This is a genomic window from Caproicibacter fermentans, from assembly GCF_009746625.1.
Taxonomy (GTDB): domain Bacteria; phylum Bacillota; class Clostridia; order Oscillospirales; family Acutalibacteraceae; genus Caproicibacter; species Caproicibacter fermentans.
On record NZ_VWXL01000002.1, the window covers coordinates 32557 to 51113 of the forward strand.

The 18557-nt window shown below is 44.0% G+C and carries 20 protein-coding genes; 11 read left to right on the forward strand and 9 right to left on the reverse strand.

Annotated elements, in window-relative coordinates; genetic code table 11:
• The first annotated feature begins 8 nt into the window (after positions 1-8).
• Positions 9-1496, forward strand: a complete 1488-nt coding sequence (locus tag CAFE_RS00155) for an L-fucose/L-arabinose isomerase family protein (RefSeq protein ID WP_066643741.1) — start codon at positions 9-11, stop codon at positions 1494-1496.
• A 394-nt stretch (positions 1497-1890) separates the two neighbouring features.
• Here the strand turns inward: CAFE_RS00155 and CAFE_RS00160 are convergent, their stop codons facing one another.
• Positions 1891-2793, reverse strand: coding sequence for a LysR family transcriptional regulator (locus CAFE_RS00160; RefSeq protein ID WP_066643740.1), 903 nt, complete (start codon positions 2791-2793; stop codon positions 1891-1893).
• A gap of 136 nt (positions 2794-2929) precedes the next feature.
• Between CAFE_RS00160 and CAFE_RS00165 the strand changes: the two genes are divergently transcribed.
• The 4 genes from CAFE_RS00165 (at position 2930) to CAFE_RS00180 (ending at position 4953) form a co-directional block, all read left to right on the forward strand.
• Positions 2930-3268 carry a hypothetical protein gene (locus CAFE_RS00165; RefSeq protein ID WP_066643739.1) on the forward strand — a complete coding sequence of 113 codons (339 nt, stop codon included), beginning with the start codon at positions 2930-2932 and terminating at the stop codon, positions 3266-3268.
• A gap of 56 nt (positions 3269-3324) precedes the next feature.
• Positions 3325-3951: a cytidylate kinase-like family protein gene (locus CAFE_RS00170; protein WP_156989443.1), complete on the forward strand. Its 627-nt coding sequence runs from the start codon at positions 3325-3327 to the stop codon at positions 3949-3951.
• A gap of 49 nt (positions 3952-4000) precedes the next feature.
• Entirely contained in the window at positions 4001-4306 is a 306-nt protein-coding gene (locus tag CAFE_RS20395) for a hypothetical protein (protein WP_156989444.1), read from the forward strand.
• A gap of 209 nt (positions 4307-4515) precedes the next feature.
• A complete protein-coding gene (locus CAFE_RS00180) occupies positions 4516-4953 on the forward strand; it encodes a Fur family transcriptional regulator (protein ID WP_066643736.1) in 438 nt (145 codons plus the stop codon).
• 48 nt (positions 4954-5001) lie between these two features.
• On the opposite strand, the gene CAFE_RS00185 is transcribed toward CAFE_RS00180, so the two are convergent.
• Positions 5002-5814 carry a metal ABC transporter permease gene (locus tag CAFE_RS00185; protein ID WP_066643734.1) on the reverse strand — a complete coding sequence of 271 codons (813 nt, stop codon included), beginning with the start codon at positions 5812-5814 and terminating at the stop codon, positions 5002-5004.
• Between the two features lie 15 nt (positions 5815-5829).
• Complete coding sequence (locus tag CAFE_RS00190; protein WP_321173021.1) at positions 5830-6498, reverse strand: metal ABC transporter ATP-binding protein; 669 nt, start codon at positions 6496-6498, stop codon at positions 5830-5832.
• Positions 6499-6606: 108 nt separating this feature from the next.
• Here CAFE_RS00190 and CAFE_RS00195 point away from each other — a divergent pair, with 108 nt between their 5' ends.
• Positions 6607-7548 carry a metal ABC transporter substrate-binding protein gene (locus CAFE_RS00195; protein ID WP_156989445.1) on the forward strand — a complete coding sequence of 314 codons (942 nt, stop codon included), beginning with the start codon at positions 6607-6609 and terminating at the stop codon, positions 7546-7548.
• Between the two features lie 154 nt (positions 7549-7702).
• Positions 7703-8938 (forward strand): YibE/F family protein, encoded by a 1236-nt coding sequence (locus CAFE_RS00200; RefSeq protein WP_156989446.1) that lies wholly within the window; start codon positions 7703-7705, stop codon positions 8936-8938.
• Here the strand turns inward: CAFE_RS00200 and CAFE_RS00205 are convergent.
• Genes CAFE_RS00205 through CAFE_RS00215 form a run of 3 tightly spaced genes read right to left on the reverse strand, consistent with a single transcriptional unit; the run spans position 8935 to position 12239 of the window.
• The gene (locus CAFE_RS00205; protein WP_066643730.1) at positions 8935-9741 is read right to left on the reverse strand and encodes a TIGR03943 family putative permease subunit; all 807 of its coding nucleotides are present in this window, start codon (positions 9739-9741) and stop codon (positions 8935-8937) included. The two genes, CAFE_RS00200 and CAFE_RS00205, sit on opposite strands and share 4 nt — an antisense overlap.
• Entirely contained in the window at positions 9738-11321 is a 1584-nt protein-coding gene (locus CAFE_RS00210) for a permease (protein WP_156989447.1), read from the reverse strand. The genes CAFE_RS00205 and CAFE_RS00210 overlap by 4 nt, the downstream gene beginning before the upstream one ends.
• Before the next feature lie 3 nt (positions 11322-11324).
• A complete protein-coding gene (locus tag CAFE_RS00215) occupies positions 11325-12239 on the reverse strand; it encodes a CobW family GTP-binding protein (protein WP_156989448.1) in 915 nt (304 codons plus the stop codon).
• A 384-nt stretch (positions 12240-12623) separates the two neighbouring features.
• On the opposite strand from CAFE_RS00215, the gene CAFE_RS00220 reads away from it, so the two are divergent.
• Positions 12624-13016, forward strand: coding sequence for a TRAG family protein (locus CAFE_RS00220; RefSeq protein WP_233452641.1), 393 nt, complete (start codon positions 12624-12626; stop codon positions 13014-13016).
• Here CAFE_RS00220 and CAFE_RS00225 read toward each other — a convergent pair.
• Together CAFE_RS00225 and CAFE_RS00230 are read right to left on the reverse strand one after the other, a co-directional pair.
• Positions 13013-13294 carry a GIY-YIG nuclease family protein gene (locus CAFE_RS00225; protein ID WP_156989449.1) on the reverse strand — a complete coding sequence of 94 codons (282 nt, stop codon included), beginning with the start codon at positions 13292-13294 and terminating at the stop codon, positions 13013-13015. The genes CAFE_RS00220 and CAFE_RS00225 overlap by 4 nt on opposite strands.
• A 452-nt stretch (positions 13295-13746) precedes the next feature.
• Positions 13747-14685 carry a hypothetical protein gene (locus CAFE_RS00230; RefSeq protein WP_330593675.1) on the reverse strand — a complete coding sequence of 313 codons (939 nt, stop codon included), beginning with the start codon at positions 14683-14685 and terminating at the stop codon, positions 13747-13749.
• A gap of 116 nt (positions 14686-14801) precedes the next feature.
• On the opposite strand from CAFE_RS00230, the gene CAFE_RS00235 reads away from it, so the two are divergent.
• Together CAFE_RS00235 and CAFE_RS00240 are read left to right on the forward strand one after the other, a co-directional pair.
• On the forward strand, positions 14802-15560 hold the full coding sequence (locus tag CAFE_RS00235) for a site-specific integrase (protein ID WP_156989450.1): 759 nt from the start codon (positions 14802-14804) through the stop codon (positions 15558-15560).
• A 437-nt stretch (positions 15561-15997) separates the two neighbouring features.
• Positions 15998-16861, forward strand: a complete 864-nt coding sequence (locus CAFE_RS00240; RefSeq protein WP_156989451.1) for a DUF4393 domain-containing protein — start codon at positions 15998-16000, stop codon at positions 16859-16861.
• An 87-nt stretch (positions 16862-16948) separates the two neighbouring features.
• On the opposite strand, the gene CAFE_RS20765 is transcribed toward CAFE_RS00240, so the two are convergent.
• Positions 16949-17149, reverse strand: coding sequence for a transposon-encoded TnpW family protein (locus CAFE_RS20765; protein ID WP_456236872.1), 201 nt, complete (start codon positions 17147-17149; stop codon positions 16949-16951).
• A gap of 50 nt (positions 17150-17199) precedes the next feature.
• Here CAFE_RS20765 and CAFE_RS00250 point away from each other — a divergent pair, with 50 nt between their 5' ends.
• Positions 17200-18402: a P-loop NTPase family protein gene (locus CAFE_RS00250; RefSeq protein ID WP_156989452.1), complete on the forward strand. Its 1203-nt coding sequence runs from the start codon at positions 17200-17202 to the stop codon at positions 18400-18402.
• Positions 18403-18557: the final 155 nt, after the last annotated feature.

The following is an 18557-nucleotide window of genomic DNA, read 5'->3' on the forward strand; positions in this document are numbered from 1 at the left end:
TTTTTGAAATGACGAATATCCCTGAAGTAAAGCTTGGAATTATCGCAGTAAGCCGCGACTGCTTTATCATCTCGCTTTCCGAAAAGAGAAGAAAAGCGATTGTGGATTCCTATACGGCGAACTACGGCGCCATTTACGAAGCGAAAACAACAGTGGAAAACGAGCGGGATATGCTGAAAGCCGTTGAGGAAGTCAAGGCGGCCGGCTGCAATGCCCTGGTGGTGTTTTTAGGCAATTTCGGCCCCGAAACGCCCGAAACCCTGATCGCCAAATACTTTGACGGTCCGGTCATGTACGTTGCTGCCGCGGAAGAAACGGGAAAAGACCTGATTAACGGCAGAGGCGACGCCTATTGCGGCATGCTCAACTGTTCCTATAACCTCGGCTTGCGCCACCTTACGGCGGTTATTCCGGAGTACCCGGTCGGTACGGCGGATGATCTAGCGGGGAGCATTGCGAAATTTGTCCCGGCGGCTCGCGCGCTGATCGGCGTAAAGTCGCTCAAAATTATCACGTTCGGTCCCCGTCCGCAGGATTTCTTTGCCTGCAACGCGCCGATTCAGCCGCTTTACGACCTCGGCGTTGAAGTACAGGAAAATTCGGAGCTCGATCTTCTGGTTGCCTACCGCGCTCACAAGGACGATTCCCGCATCCCCGGAGTTGTGGCTGATATGGCCGCGGAGCTCGGCGTGGACGGGAACCATTACCCGGATCTTCTGCCGCGCATGGCGCAGTTTGAACTCACCCTGCTCGACTGGGCGAAGGATAATTTGGGCTCGAGAAAATATGTGGCCTTCGCGGACAAATGCTGGCCGGCTTTCCCGAAGGAATTCGGGTTTGAGCCCTGCTACGTGAACAGCCGTCTGACCTCCCGCGGAATTCCTGTGGCCTGTGAAGTGGATCTCTACGGCGCTTTGAGCGAATACATCGGAGCCTGCGTGACGGAAGACGCCGTCACTCTGCTGGATATCAACAACAGCGTGCCAAATGACCTTTATGAATCCGATGTCGCCGGGAAGTATCCCTATACGCTGAAGGATACCTTCATGGGCTTCCACTGCGGCAACACTCCGTTCTGCAAGCTTTCCAAAGGCGCGGCGGTCAAATATCAGCTGATCCAGAACCGTCTGCTTGAAAACGGAGGAACACCCGATTTTACCCGCGGCACGCTGGAGGGCGACATCGCCCCCGGAGAGATCACGTTTTTCCGCCTGCAGGGCAGCGCGGAAGGCAGGCTGACCTCGTACATCGCGCAGGGAGAGGTTCTTCCTGTTGCCACCCGCTCCTTCGGCGGAATCGGCATTTTCGCCATTCCGGAAATGGGCCGATTTTACCGCCATGTTCTGATTGAACGGCATTTCCCGCATCACGGCGCCGTGGCCTTTGCCCACGCGGGCAGCGCGCTGTTTACGGTGTTCCGCGCGCTCGGCGTCCCGGAGATCGCTTTCAATCAGCCGAAGGGATTGCTTTATAAAACCGAAAATCCGTTTGAATAAAAAGGCTGCCGCTCTGGTCTCCGCCTCGGGGACATGAACGGCGGAACCTGAGATTGCCCTATCGCTCTTCAAAATAATGTTGCCCCTGATTTATCGGATGCGCTCTTTGCGTTCCGCCGAGTCGGGGACAACGGCTTTTTTGCCTTTCCGCGAGGGGGCTGCTGCGACACAGCCAAAGAGAAGCGTGAAAGAGCAGAAGTTCAAACCCGCAGGAATACCGGGCTGCTTTTCTACTGGCTCAGCTTTCGGGGTTCAGGTCAAAATACAAGCATAACACTGCTTACAGCAATTCCGCTTTAATTGCCAAGACGTATTCCTCCCCCGCCGAAGGCGGGGGAGGAATACAAACACAGTGCAAAATTAACTGGAAATGCTGTAGAAAGGCAAGTGAAAATTACTTCACTATTTCATTTTTATGATAAAGCGTTTCTTCAAACTTTCTTGCCGCGATGCTTAAAAAACGCCGGTCATCCCGCACCAGGCAGATGGCTCGTTTCGGAATTGTTTCCGCCAGGGAAATGCGGAAGATGTCGCCTCGTGCAAGCGAATCTTTTGCCAGATCTTCCGGTAAAAATCCGATTCCAAGGTTGTTCTTTATCAAGGGCAGCACCTGATCGGTTGTGGCCGCCTCGGTGTCGGGCTGAAGGGTTAATCCGTGTTCCAGAAACAATTGGTTATAGAACTCAAAAGTCATTGTATTCTTTTCCAGACAGATCAGCGGATATTTTTCCAATTCCCGCAAGTGAATGTTTTTTCCCGCGAGGAAAGCGAATTGAGGTCCTCCAACCAGAACTTCTTCAAAATATTTCAAAGGAATTTCCCGCAGTGTCCTGTCAACGCCGGTCGGCGTAGTTACCACGGCAAGATCAACAAGACCGTTTTTCAGCGCGGCCACGGCCTGAGGCGTGGACTGGTTCGAGATCCGGATCCGTATTCCGGGAAACGATTGGTGAAAACTGCTCAACTTTTCCAGCAAAAGGCCATACAGGGCCGTTTCACTTGCGCCGATGGAAAGAATCCCGCTTTGCAGGTTTTTGTCACCCGCTAATTCTTCTTCCCCTGTTCGAATCTGTTCGTAGGCAATGGCGATATGCGCATACAGACGTTCTCCCTCTGGAGTCAGCGTCACGCCCCGATTTGTCCGAAAAAAAAGTTTGCACCCCAGCTCACTTTCCAGATGGTTCATGCCGCGGGTGATGTTCGGCTGGCTGTTCAGCAAAATATTCGCGGCTTTTGTAAAGCTCTGGTATCGGGCGACGTAATAGAAAATCCGATAGTAGTCATAATTTGCACTCATCTTTCGCTCCTGATATATCAAATCATTATAGTCGGTATGTCGAATATACTTTTCACATTTTTTTGTGCTTCCAGTATAATGGAGTCGTTGCAAAAGTACAAGTAAATTTTTAAGAAGAGAATGGAGCAACGAAGCAATGAATTTGTTGGAAGCACTCATGATCCTGTGTTTTGGGCTTTCATGGCCCATTTCCATCTACCGTTCCTATACAGCCAGAACCGCGAAAGGAAAAAGCCTTTTCTTTGAGGTCTTCTTATGGATCGGCTATGTATTTGGGATCATACGGGAATTTATGCAGTTCTCGTCAGGAGAAGGATTGGACTTCCTTTTCTATTTGGGCTGGATTTTCTATTTTCTTAATATCGCTGAAATTACGATTGATATGGTGCTGTATGTTCGCAATGTCAGGCTGGATAGGGAACGGGAAACAAAGCTGGAAAATGAAGTTGCAAAAGAAGAAAATGCGATAGACTAATCATTTTGGCGGAGGAGCCGCAAATATTGATCTTATGGTAAGGGAGCGCATCGATTGTGGGAAAACAACGCTATGTGGTAACGATCAGCCACCAGCTCGGATGTGGAGGAGCGTACATCGGGCAAAAACTTTCAGAAGAATTTAACATCCCATTTGTGGACCGCGACATTTTGAAACAGGTAGCCGATGAGCTTCATCTGGCGGAAGAGGATTTGGAGCACCGCGACGGACGACTGTCTTCCGTGTGGGAGAAGCTTACGCAACAGTTGTATACCGTACCGGCTGCAGGATGGATTCCGCAGTATCACCCAAGCGATAAGGAACTGTTCTACCTGGAGTCGGAATATATTCTCAAAATTGCCGAGAAGACTTCGGCGGTAATTTTAGGGCGGGCGGGACGATATGTTCTGAGAGAGAGCCCGAGACATGTGAAGATTTTTGTTACGGCTGAATTGCCGGAACGCATTGAGCGCGTTGCTTCCCTGTTTCAGATTTCCAAAGAGGCGGCAAAAGAAAAGATCGAAGAGAACGATCGGCAGAGGATCGCTTACAATCGAGCGTTCACTAAGTCCGATCGCCTTGATGTCCGTCTTTATGATCTGGCAGTCAATACGTCATCTTTGGGACTGGACTGCGCCGCACATATGGCGTCAGAGTGCATCCACGCCAAATTGGCTATATAGGACGCCCTCGGTCTGCCAATCCGGGCAACTCAGGAACTGCTATGCACATATGGAAAAGCGCGGTTCCCGGTATCTTCAATTCTCCAATTTCAACGCCGTCGAGTACGTCTGTCATGGAAATCCGGTTTTTGCCGCTCACCTCGCAATGAAACGTGCAAAATCCATGAGGCAAGAACTAAAACAGAATGAAGGTAGATACGCCTCTGATGTCATGCTGGCATCAGAGGCGACGCTGTTTTTAAGTAATGGTTTGTTGCATTCAATACGAATAAAAATTCAAGGCAAGCGGCCTGAAAACACGTACGGCTACCTTCTGTTTGAATTGACAGTTTTTTCTTCCTGCTGTACAATTTAAGAAGAAAACACTGCCAATCAAGTCATGTAGGTTACGAACGGGATTATCCGCAGAATTGTGCAAAACGCGGCTCTATGAGGCGGAAGAATTTGACCTTGAAGAGGGGCATATTTTATTGCGCGGCGCCCAAGCTTTAGACAAGTCCATCACAAAAGGAATTAGATCTATTTAATATCAGTAATAATATTATTATATAAGAGGTGAAAAACTTGCCAAACCAAACGGAAATTGAAAAATTGTTGAAAAATAGAAATATAAAAAGGACAAGAACAAGAATTCTTGTCCTTGAAATTTTGAAAGATTCATCACCAAAAACAGTTGATGAAATTTTTTCTGCTTTATATCAAAATAATGCTAAACTCAGTTTATCTACTGTTTATCGGACTTGCGAAACGCTGACAGGAAAGGGCATCCTGTTAAAAATGAATTTAACGGATGACGGTGTGGCCAGATATGAGTACATGAAGTCTGAACACACCCATCATGCGATTTGCCTCGGCTGTAATAAAATCATGCCAATTGATGACTGTCCTTACGGTCAATTTGATCTGATCATGAAATCAAAATATGGATTCAACGTAAAAAGTCACCACATTGAGATCTATGGATATTGTAAGGAATGCAGTCAAAAGGATGAAAAAAAGTAATATATCGCTCATTTCCGCCTAAGACAGGCGAGGAAAACGCCGCATTTTTTACGATGTTTTAATTTTTACTTGTGATGCTATTCTTCTGACTAAAATGACAACCACAAGTACAACTACTGAAACAAGGGCTGTAAATCCCCCGGGCGCAACGTTTAAATCGTATGAAATAAATAGTCCGGATAAAATGTCTACAACGCTGAACACGATGGAAAAAGCAAGGGTCAATTTAAAACCTTTCCCGAGCTGCAGCGCAGTAGCCACCGGAAGAGCAATCATGGAACTTAAAACAAGGACGCCAACAATACGGATGGAGACTGAAATCGCCGATGCAACAAGGATTGAAAACACATAGTTAATCAATTTAACTTTTACACCCGCTATTTTAGCGGCTTCTTCATCATACGCAATATAGAGCATTTGATTGTAAAGAAAAATGAGTGTTAATACGGATATCATACTGAGAACAAGTACGGTGATCATGTCAAACTCAGTAACAGTCAGAACGCTTCCGAACAAAAAGGAATCCGCGTTGGCGTGAAGCTTTCCGGAACTGATGATTGTAATGGCAATGCCCACGCTGAGGGACAGCACGATCGTTAAAATCAAATCGGTATACTTTTTTAAATAAGTTCGCAGAAATTCAATCAAAGCGCCGCAGATCGAAGTAAAGATAAAAGCGCCCAGGACCGGGCTCTGATCACATAATAATCCGATTGTGATACCGGCAAGGGACGCATGCGATAAAGTATCTCCTATCATGGAATACCGCCGGAGTACCAGAAAAATTCCGATGCATGGACAAAGTATGGAAATGAAAACAGATACAAATAGAGCGTTTTGCATGAAACTATAGTTTAACATTCTAGAGAATCCTTCCTATTGTTCGTTCTTTAAGAATTCAGCCGTATATTTTTCGGGCGTGCAAAGGTGGCCTTTCCCGCCGCTCAGATGATAAATAAGCGTAGAATTTGAAATGGCAGCATCAAGATTGTGTTCGACTGAGACAATCGTGATGCCGTTTTTTTTATTGATTTCTTTCAGAAAACGATAGACTTCCTTTTGACTGCCGATGTCCACACCTGTAGACGGTTCATCTAAAATGAGCAGGTCCGGTTTTCCCATCAACGCCCGTGCAATAAATATTTTCTGGCATTGCCCTCCCGAAAGTGTTCCCATCAAAGAATCCATAAAGGGATTCATTCCGACTCTGTCTAAGACTTCAAGGATTGCCTCTTTATTTTTGATTTTTAAGAGTCTTCTGTAGGCATTGAGCATTTCATAAACCGTTATAGGAAAATTAGCGTTTGAAAAATCATTTTTTTGAGGCACATAACCAATATGGTCTGCATTTGTAACGATGGTGCCTTTTGTCGGTTTTAATAATTTCAAAATTAGTTTCATAAGTGTGCTTTTGCCGCAGCCGTTTTCACCTAATATCGAGATGTAGTCGCCATCTTTAATCTCAAAATCAATTCCATCCAGTATATAGGGCGCCGAAACGGTATAGGAAAAGTATAATCCTTTCGCCTGAATCGTTAAAAACACCGTCCTTTTAATTTAATGTAATTTTTTCCTTGACAAAGTAACTGTAATAAGATTATTATAAATGCAAATGATAATCATTTGCAAGTAAAACTTGGAGGTTGAGCAAAAATGTTAAAAAAAACTGTTGCCTTGTTATTAAGTTTGTTTATCATTCCGGCCTTTTCCGCCTGCGGCAGTACGAATAACAAGATCGCCGCAAGCAGTACCGCCGGTCAGGTAAGCACTGCTTTAAGCAAAAAGGTAAAAGTATCTGTAACGTTCAACGCAATGAAAGAATTTACAGAAGCTGTCGGTAAAGAGAAAGTGGAAATTTCGACCATTATACCGGACGGCACGGAACCGCACGATTTTGAGCCGAAAGCGAAGGATCTTACCGGGCTAAGCTCCGCGCAAGTTTTTGTATACAGCGGGTTTGGCATGGAATCTTGGGCGGATAAAGCAATTGAAGCGGCCGATAATAAAAATCTGGTTGCGGTGGAAGCTTCCAAAGGAGCGACACCGATCCAAAATACAGATACCGATGAAATCAAGGAGCACGGGCAATATGATCCCCATATTTGGATCAGTCTGAAAGGCGCTGAAACAGAGGCAAAGAACATCCGCGATGGATTAGTTAAGGCAGATCCGTCATCCGCAGACTACTTTAAGCAAAACTGTGACAGTTTCATTTCGCAGTTGGAAAGTTTGTATTCAGAATACAACACCAAATTTCACGACGCCAAAAACAGGAGCTTTGTGACCGGTCATGCCGCTTTTGCCTATTTATGCAGGGATTTTGGATTAAAGCAAAACAGCGTTGAAGACGTATTTGCAGAGGGGGAACCCAGTGCGCAGAAATTGGCTGGACTGGTGGATTACTGTAAGAAGAACAACGTAAAAACAATTTTTGTTGAGGATATGGTCAGTCCTGCCGTTTCTCAAACACTTGCCAATCAGATCGGCGCAAAGGTGGAACAGATTTATACCATTGAAAGCGGGGAAGATCATAAGACCTACCTGGAACGAATGAAGTCAAATCTGAATGAAATATATGACAGCCTCAGCCGGTAAAACAACCGACATTATCTTAAAAAATAGAAGAGTGCCGTAAGTGTGTGCTATGCTTTCGGTTCTCTTTTTGTATTTTCTGGCTTGATCATTCAGGCAGTGATCGTCATATCCTGTTTTAAGAGGACATAGATTATTGAAAAAGGATGTGACAAAAATGAAGATCAGTCAAGGGAAGGCTGCTTGGATCGTTCTATTGTTTTCCATTTTATTTCTATGGGTAGGCAATCGATATGCATCCGCACATGCGTTGCATATCACGATTTCCGGGTATGAGTCGGAGATGAACGATCAGCTTTTTGCAAAAGTCACGAGAATTGATTCCGTCACACCAAGCCAGACGGATTCCAGCACCAATGTTGTAAAATTCACTTGTATCATTACATCGGGCGATAAAAAAGGAACATCTGTTTATGCCACCCAATATGCATACAAAAATAATGCGGCTATGCCGCCGCAGGTCAGTCCAAACGATAAAGTCGTTCTTGGCAAGCTGTCCGATGGCAGTTCCACAGAATACACGTTTGAAAATTATGACAGAATCGAACAGGTCTTTTGGCTGTCGCTTGTCTTTGTCGGTCTGATTGTCGTTTTCGGCGGGAAGAGAGGATTGAAAACCGTTCTGTCGCTGGCACTGACTTGTTTCGCAATTTTCTTCGTGTTTGTTCCGTGTATCATGGCCGGATTCAACATCTTCGCTTCGACAGTTGTCATTTGTATCTATATCATAGCCGTATCCTATATTCTTACAGGCGGAATCAACCAAAAAAGTCTGTCGGCCGCAATCGGCTGTTCGGGCGGCGTTGCGTTTTCAGGAGCCGTTTACATCGTTATGGAACGGATTATGAAATTGACCGGTTATTATAATGATCAAACGTCCCTGTTGGAACAGACATTCACACAGTGTCCTTTGGACTTAAAAGCAATTGTTTTTGCGATGGTTACCGTCGGCGCCTTGGGTGCAACCATGGACGTTGCAATGTCGATTGCGTCCTCGTTGGAAGAAATTCAAAAAAGCAAAAGCAACATGAGAAAAATCGAGATTATCCAGTCTGGATTCAATATCGGGAAAGACATCATGGGTACCATGACCAACACGCTGATCCTTGCCTATATCGGAAGCAGCCTGATCATGGTATTGATCTATGCCGCTTCTAACTACCCGATCCTTCAACTGCTCAACAAAGAGGAAATTATCGTTGAAATTCTTCAATCTTTGATAGGGAGCCTTGGCATGCTGTTCACGATTCCGTTTACCACAGTGATATCGGCCTGGTTAATCCGGAAATCCGTCGGTCAACGGCCTGAAGAAGCGAAAACGTTTCCCCATGTTTCCCAATCCCAGCAAAAAAAGAATCTAAGGATACACACCTTCAACGACGAAGGTCGTTAATAAGTGAAATAAATATAAGCCTTTTGTGCTTTTTCCGCTTTTTCTATTTTGGTAATATAGCATACGGGCATTCTCTGATTCATATAATTCTCAATTTTAATTTTACCTGTGACCCATACCCACTCGTTTTCCTTGTATTTTAAAACCCCGTCTCCCCTGCACAGAATACCGCATGGCTGCAAATCCGCGGTGCAGCAGACCATAGCATACCGTACAGGAACGATTTCGTTTTTCGCAAACTCTTTCATCCGAAAGACCTGCCCCTTGAATTTTAATGTTTTTCCGTTATATTTATCCATATCCTGATTGATATCCTGATACCAACGGGCAAATTGTTCGTCCTGCACCGTTATGACGCCGCTGCCGTCTTCCTTTGGAAGAGAAGGGGCGGAAGACGCTTCGGCCCCGATATCATCCGAAGAAGCACTGTCCGCAATAATGGTCCCTTTATCCTGTGACGAGGTTCCGGTCGAAATTGTCGCCGTCCCGGCGGCGGGCGCGTTCCCAAACGAAATTGCGCTGCTCTGAACGGCTCCCGCAGGAATCAGAAGGGCAAATAAAATCGGTATGAAAAACAGAAGGTATCTGCCGGGTTCCGGGTTATGTTTTGGGGTGAGCGCGGACGGCAGCAGCATGATAGAAATAATCAGCAAGGCGATTGCGGCAAACCAAAGATATCCATTGATGCGTGGATGCACATAATCGGTTGTTCTGCCGGAAATTAATGCGTAAAAAAACAGGATGGACAACAAAAAACAGAGGATCGTCTCCAAAAGTACTTCCGAATTTATTTTATGTTTCATAATGCCCTTCCTTTCTGCAGCAGGGAAAGAAGCAGAAAAATCAAAAGGCCGGTGACAAAAAGAGTTCCCGCAAGACGCGACACGAATTTCTTTTTAAAGCTGGCGCTCAGCATGAATAAATTGGACAAATCCAGCATAGGACCCATAACTATAAAAGCGAGCACGGCAACAGGCGGAAACACGTTCAAAAAGCTTCTGCCGATAAACGCATTTGAGGTAGAACAAACCGACATAAAAAATGCCGCTAAAAGCATCAGGAAAATCGGCACAATCATAACCCCGCCCGCACTCTGAAACAGGGAGGCCGGCAGTGCCTGCTGAAGGGTGGCGCATAAAAGGGAACCGATAATAATATAGCGGCCCATACCGAGAAACTCCTGCCCCGCGGTCATAAAAACGGCCTCCAGCTTGCCTGCTTTCCCGGAATGGCGGGGGACGCAGCCACCTGACCCGCAGGAACATGCCACAGCAGATCCGCCGAACAGAACAAGTGACGCCTTCTGATGCGTCAAACCCAGAATTGAACCGGCAATCAGAGAAATGAGGATGCCGAAGCCGATTCTGCAGAGCACGTACTGCGGCTGACCGGGGAAAGCATATAGGGTGGATAAAATTGTAACGGGGTTTACCGCCGGAGCCGCAAGCATAAAGACCATCGCTTCCGGCAACGGCACGCCTTTTTGCGCCAGCCTCGATGCGATCGGCACGATGCCGCAATCGCAGACCGGAAAGAAAAATCCGAGAATTACCGCAAGAGGGAATCCAAGCCATTTGTGTGCGGCAAACAGCCTGACCAGTGTCTCATCGGGAATGAATACCTGCAGCAGGGCGGAGACGAATGCCCCGATCAGCAGGAACGGCACCGCTTGCATCAAAATGCCGATAAAAACCATATTAACGCTCTGGACCGACGCATAAAGCTGTGCCGGGTTAAAAATCACCGTCGTTAACAGCAGAAACATACAAACCAGCGAAGCGGAAGCAATCAGCAGAAAGATCCGGTGGTGAAGTCTGTCTTCTCTGAATGTTTCAGGGTCGAACAGCTTTTTGAAAAAAGAATCCGCCGGTTCCACGCTAAAGAAAATGGAAGCGGAACGGTTCAGGCTGCGAACCGTATTTCTCAGCGTTCCCTTACCTTCCGATACGCGGTTAAAAAAAACCGCGTCGGCATTGGCGAGCTGATTGGCCATTAGCCCGCCGGTGTTTTTCATATAAAAATCAAAAGTAGAAGCATCGGCGCAAAAAAAGATCCGGTCAATTTTGCAGTTTTTAGGCATTGATATGGCGAGCAGTGTCTCAATCGGCCAAGTTCCGTTATATTCAATCAGTACCAGATCGGGATTCAATTCCAGCTTGATTTTATAGAAGAGCTCATAGCATATTTTTTCTTTCCGGTCGATTTGATCCAACAGCACGTTTTTGTTCCGTATGGCTGGCGCGCGGAATTCGACTTCTCCGTCCTCACACTGCAAAATCAGGATTTTTTTGTAATTTTCGATGTACTCCTGCTCTAAAATATGCTGAATCAGGGTCGTTTTTCCGCTCTCTAAAAATCCGCAGAACACTTCAATCCTTGTCATAAATTATACCTGAAACAGTGCGGCGAGACCCGGTTTGTCCAGATTTTCCCCGATGACGCAAATCCGTCCGGTAAAATCCGGTTGTGCTCCCTGAACATTCCTTTCACTAGGGACATAATCGAACTGACGCCAGCCGCCCTCTTTCAGTGCAACCAGCCCTTTTGCACGAAGAATATTTCCATATTTGGGCAGCGACTCCAGTGCTGATTCCAGAAGGTCGCGGGAAAAAAGATTCGGCGTCTCCACACTCCAGACTTGAAAAGTCTCGTCTGCGTGATGATGATGTTCCGGCAGCTCATCATTCTTTATCAGCAGCGGAATGCCGTTTTCGGCAAGCTGCAGCATCCGGTCTGCAGAAATCTGTTCCCAAGGCGTTGTGAGAATCGCGGCTTTCGGATTGTGTTCGCGGATACTTTGCTCCACCTCCTGCAGCCGATCCAATTCGACATTCTGCGTTCGGCTCAGGAAAATTGTTTTTGCGTTTTCAATCTGGTCGAAAAAGAATTCGGAAAAATTTTTGGCATACATTTTGTATTTCAGAGCATTGACAACCGTGATGCAAAAACTGACTTCCCCTCTTTCTCTCAAAGCAATTCTGCGGCAGGCAGGGAGAATTTCCGATAGCTTCCCCACGCCGGAAGGCTCAATTAGAATTCTGTCCGGCTTATATTTGCGGATAACTTCTCTCAGTGCGTCACTGAAATCTCCCGCAAGGGTACAGCAGATGCAGCCGGAATTGATTTCCTGTACCCGAATCCCGGTCTGTTTGAAAAGCTTGCCGTCTATACCGACTTCACCGAATTCATTTTCTATCAGCACAACTTTTTCATTCGGTATGGTGCCTTTCAACAGTTTTTGTATTAAAGTGGTTTTGCCGGCTCCCAGAAATCCTGAGATGACGCCGATTTTTGTATCCATATGTCCCTCCAAGTCAATGATGGGCTTTTATGATCCGAGTTATATGCAAATGCAATTCATTGTCATCTAGTAAATTTAACACTTTTCCCTCTTGGTGTCAAACTATTGTTTCAATATGATATCAAGACAATTTTGTAAATTATTCGATGGATCAGATTGCAATGGTTTTCATTAAATACAATTTGCTTTCAGACATGCCAAACGATTATGGGAAAGATTGTGCTGAATGGTATAAAATTTTTAATCAATATAATAAATAAATCATGATATGACTTCTTTAGCACAAAACAGAACTCCACAAATTGATCTGCTTCCTGATTTTCTTTGTGGGGGGTATTTTCAATCTCTTTTTCTCCGCGACACTTCATGGACTGCTGACGAAAAATGACACGACTGGCAATCCTGCCGTTTGGCAACTGCATCGTTGGACTTTTTACCAGTCGTCAGCATTTGATGCTTTTTCTGTGTTTGCAGGAATTTATTCTGATTTTGGTACTCTTATTTTATCTTACAAATTTACGGCCTTATCAGTCAAATTTGGACACGATTACGCCGGATATCAAAACTCCGAAGGCGGTCGGGCAGTTCCAGCACGGCTCGGAGCGGTGGCTGACGGATAAGGAAAAGGACAAAGCCTTCGGCAGCTTTGTCCTTGACCCCGACAACCCGCAGATTAAAAAGCTGATTCGGACGGGATATGATAATCTGGAATATTTGAAGGATAAAAGTGCAAAAAGCGAATCTGAGGATTCAGCCATCAGCAAAGAGCAGTCTTAGTCCAATTGCATTTTCGCTTTACCCTCTATCAACGCAATCTTTTCGGAATGGGACAACTTTTTTAAAGATACTTCCCGTTTGAGAGCTTCACTTTTTGTGGAAAAGTTTTCCTGATAAACCAACGTAACCGGCAGGCGGGAGCGGGTATATTTCGCACCTTTCCCGCGATTATGTACGGCAGCGCGGCGGGGCGGATCCGTTGTATAGCCACTGTAGATCGTGCCGTCCGAACAGCGCAGCATATATGCGTAATATTTACTTGCTTTAACGCTTTTCATTTTGAATTTACGGTCCTCCGGACAAAACGTACTGTTGATATTTGCCGTCCGCCATTTTCAGATAAATGATGGGTGGCACTAATTCGTTTTTGGGCTCCGTGGCATATAATTTTTTATCTGTTTGGTTATCCGGAGCGCTAATCGAATATTTTCTTATCAATGGAACCCGATTAGGCATACTCAATGGATTCCATGCTCCGAAGGCGTATCGGTTTCTGACCAGAATGCCATAACAAGGATGAGAGCTAATAAAAAATCGGCAGAAACAGTTTTTTTAGATTTTTTTCATGATCCACCTCTTTATAGATTTCAATCAGTACAAATCTTCCACCGCGTAAATATAATTTTCAGATGAGTCTTAGATCAAGTAGATCGTATTAAGACTGTCTTTCTTATAAGAATAATATTTGTATTGTGTTTTGAAACCAGGCATGTCCTCTCCCACCTGGTTATTACGTAGTGACAATCAGACTTTCCAGTTCCACTTCCAATTTTCCAATACTGGAGTTTGTCTGGGATTCCATTGATTCAAGGCAATGTACGGCGTCATGAACCTGGCTTTGCACATGTGAAACGCTTTCCTGTGACTGGTTGATTTTCGATTGCATGAACCAGTCCGCAATCAGTCCGTCAAAGAAAAAATCTGCGAATTTAGCAAAGCCGTCCGTTTCAATGCGAATGTCGGAATTGATCCGGACATCGGCTAACTCAGCGTGAAATTGCCGCAGAAGCCGCTGCGCATTTTCAGTTTCCGTTTTGGCATCGTCAATATGCGAGTGCTTTGCAAGGTCCGAAATAAGCCCTCCGCCAAGGAGATCCCAAGTTCCCCACCCTTCGGCGCTGGAGAGACTGTTTTGAACCCGGTTAAGACTATCCAATGCATCACGACCGGCGGATATGGCTTCTTTGATTTCTTTCAGGTTTATTTTTTCACTGTTTATTTGGTTTGTCAGTTCCAGAATCCTCTGGGCGGCTTTACCGCCGTTTTTCATGATCTGTTCTTTCTTTTCGACATAAAGAGCGTCGAAATCGTGCTGGCAATTTATATAATTCTGCCGTTCCGCGGAGAGCTTCGAAATCTGACATTTGATATCTTCCAAATCTCTGACGGCCTGATCGTATTTTAATCTTGCAGAGAGAGCTTCTTTCCGTTCTTTTTCAACACGTTCTTCCAGCTTTCCAAACAGGGAATAAAAAATGGATGTAATACTTTTATCCTCAATTTTAGCAACATCATAGTTTTCTTTTCCCAAAACGGCTTTGAGCTCAGCAACTTTGTGGTTTATCTGAGATTGTTGTTTTTGCAGATTCTGAAGCATAGCATCAATCTTACGCAACCGTGCAATCCCTTGTTGGGCCAGCCGTATTTTATCGTTTATCACGGAATCCACTTTTTACACCTACTTCGTATCGTTCTTACCCAAACGGGTTCGGGCCAATATTAAAGCGATAAATCTATTTCATTTTATCATAAACTTCTATCTTGCTCAATGATAATTAGGTTGAAATGGAAAAACAACCGTTCGAAGGAAACATCTACAACGAAGAAGAATTGGAAAAGCTGTTCCAGGTTGTCAAGGGAACGCTGATTGAACTGGCGGTTCTTCTGGGTGCGTTCTATGGACTGCGAAGAAGCGAGATTGTTGGGCTGAAATGGGATTCCGTTGATTTTGTCCAGAAAACATTTACGATTCGGCATACCGTTACGGAAGTCAGCATCGACGGCAAATTTCTGACGATTGCGCGCGACCGCACCAAAACGAAATCCAGTTGCAGAACATTGCCGCTTGTTGCTCCATTTGAAAAGGTACTGCAAGAGTTGAGGCAGAAGCAGGAAAGAAATCAAAAATTATGCGGCAGCTCCTACTGTAAAAAATATCTTGATTACATTTATGTGAACGAGATTGGAGAGCAGATCAAGCCGGCGTATATTACGGATCATTTCCCTCGCGTGCTGGAGCAAAATCACATGCGCAGAATTCGTTTTCACGATCTCCGCCACAGCTGCGCGAGTTTGCTGTACGCTCATGGAGTGAGCCTCAAGGAAATACAGGAGTGGCTGGGGCATAGCAATATCGGCACAACCGCCAATATCGATACCTATTTAAGTTTCGATTCGAAGGTTTCCTCCGCCAACGCAATCCTGAATGTTTTTCCCGGTGCTCCATCCCTTACACATCCCTTACAAAAAAAGGCGGTAAATTCCACGGATTCCGTAAATTCAGCGAAGCGCAAAAAAGCAAAAAAAGTCTCCAAACCCGCATGAATACTGGGCTTGGAGAAGTTCCGTTCTGGTGCCGCCAGCCGGACTTGAACCGGCAAGGAATCACTTCCGAAGGATTTTAAGTCGATTCATCCATTAAAGACTGAACGGGGTCTTGATGATTTCTAAAGAAGATAGAGACACTGCAAACCCAGTCAGAATCAGGGTTTGCAGCTTTTTTATATAAAACGATCCGGCTAACCTTGTTTTCTAAAAATACAAGTTTTGCATTTTCATTTTACAAATTAAGGGATAATTAAGGGATGCTCGCTAAACTGTGGTATGTATGAATCAAGCGGCATTTTACCTAAATCCCGTGATTGTATTCAGCCATCATCTGCCATTGACAAATTGTAATTGAAGCCGATGACTGTAAAACCAAACGCAGGAAATACTGCGAAGTGTTCTGAGCCTTTATTCTTCACCTATTCTTACAGGCATTGGATGCTCCAGCCAAAGAAATTGGCAAAGGAATATCTGATTTAATCAATGTGTTATTTACCCCTATTCAAGCAGCAGTAATTTTTCGTAATGCGTGGCTGGATGATTTCAAAGAGAAGATAAATAGAAAGTTCAATCAAATTCCAACCGTACGACAAATATCTCCGCCATTGAATGTAATAGGCCCGGCATTGGATGCTAGTCGCTATTATCTCGAAGAAGAGCAGATGAGAGAAATGTTTGCTAATCTGGTTGCGCATTCTTGTGATTCCCAAATGCTTTCTGCTGTGCATCCTTCGTTTGTTAACATACTTACTCAGCTGTCTCCTTTGGATGCCAAAATTCTTATGCTATTTAGGCCTAAACAAGAAATGAAAATAGGCCTTTCTATATCAACCAATGAAAATTCTAATCCTACTCCAGAATTAAGTGGAACAGGAATATATTCATTCCCAGAAACATACCTTCCGATAGTCAATTATTTATTGGCAAAAAATAATACTCGTAGAATGATCTACAGCAATATAGTTTCTGTACCAGCATGTGAAGAATGGGAAGCTATTTCAGCATCCATAGTTAACTTGGTAAGGTTAGGCTTAATTGAAATTAAATATACGCAAGCGCTTGCTGATGATAAGTACACCTCTTTCTATGATAATCAAGCATATAAAAAATTAGCTGAGTATATTGCTCCAGGAAGTCCGGGCAGCGGATTTTCCATTTCAACAGTAAGGGGCAATATGCTTATACATGGCGAATTTGATAAAATCGTATTAGAGAAGGGATTCGTCCGCCTAACACAGATGGGTTTTAACTTTACAAAAGTATGTATGATTGAGTCCGAATTAATATCTGACCGATAGATTTATTCCACAAATCATCTTTTGTTCGTAGAACAAAAATAAGTCCGGGAATCCGTTTTCAGATTCCCGGACTGTTAATGTTACGGGCTATATCCGCTGTATCTCATTACGGAGCATCTGCTTGATTTTATCGTTCATGGTTTCACTGCTGGTGGTACTAAAATGAATCGTCACTCTGTACGTGGTTTTGACGCGATGATGAGCAGTATGTGATTTAGTTTGACATTGAGTTTCTAAAATTTTTGCAAAATCAGGAATATATTGGTGAAATACGTACAGGGGCGTGATATACTATAAAAGAATGAAGGATAATATGTAATTATCATCGGGAGAATTGTATGAAAAACAGCAACTGTGTAGGTCTTAATCGACGCAACGAATTAGCGGAACGGATGATTCGGAGTTATCTGGATGGATATGCAGAAAAAGTCGTATTGGTGACAGGTCCGTCTGGAAGCGGGAAACGATATGTGATCAACAGGGTGATTAAAGGACTAGAGCAACGGGGTATACATCCAGTCAATGCTTATATTAATCGCGGAGACGTATTCGTTTCTCCTGGTAGAACATTTCAACACCCACGCATAAGCGAAATATCGTTTTCAATCGGGACTCCTGTTATAAATTTGGGTTTTGGAGTTGGACTGCAAGATTGCAATAATCAATATCAGCAATTAAGAAAAATTCTCCGGAAGCGGTTGCATTCAAATACGTTATTCTGCGTGGAAAATTTTTCTGATGCAGATAGTACTATAAAGCTCTTTATCCGACTAATCATAGAAAACATCATCAATCTGGAAACTGAATTCAATAAAAAAATATTTTTGATACTAACAGACACAAGATCAGATTTTTTTGATCGACATGTCTTTGATCAGTTGTCATCGATTGAAAATATTAATATGGAGCCTTATAGCGAAAAAGATATCATTGCATATTTACAAAAAGAACACTTCTCCCTTACTATTACAGAGAATTTTCAAAAAAAAATCGCACAAATACAAAAGATCAGCGGTGGTAATCTTGCCTTGGTTGATTTTCTGTTTGCTGATATTCAGCTACAAAATAGCGAATATTTTGATGCGTTGGAAAAAGTTGTACACTATCGTTTGGATCAATTAAAATCCAATGGTCGAAAGAGTGATGTTGCCGAATCTGATATGGAAGACATCATTATGTCCTCTGCTCTTTCCTTGGAAAAATTTACATCAATTGAAATATCAGAAATAACAAATAAAGATAATAATGTTGTTTCTAATAGCTTAGATATTGCAAAACATGAGATTTTTATAGATAAGGATCAAAATTGCTTTTATGAATTTCACTGCCCTGAAATTCAGTCTATTTTAAGAAAAGAAGAAATCAGTGAACGAAAAGAGCGTTTATTATACTATTATCGATATTATACAGAGACAGAGCAAGATAATTATTACTTTCGCGGGTATTATCTAACGCTTTTTGCGGGAAAGCTTACATCACAAGCCTTTACTTTATTATGTCTAGCCTACATTTTTTCCCAACGATTATTAGGGAACCTCTGAACAAATGGCGCAGGAAGAGGAATTCAGAGAAAAGGGATTCAAGAGGCGTTCCAAACTGAATGATTACGTCGAATTTCAACGCTATACTCCTGAATTTATTTCCACTTTTGCGGAAATGGGCGCACTTCTCCCTTGTCAGGTCTCACTGAAACTTC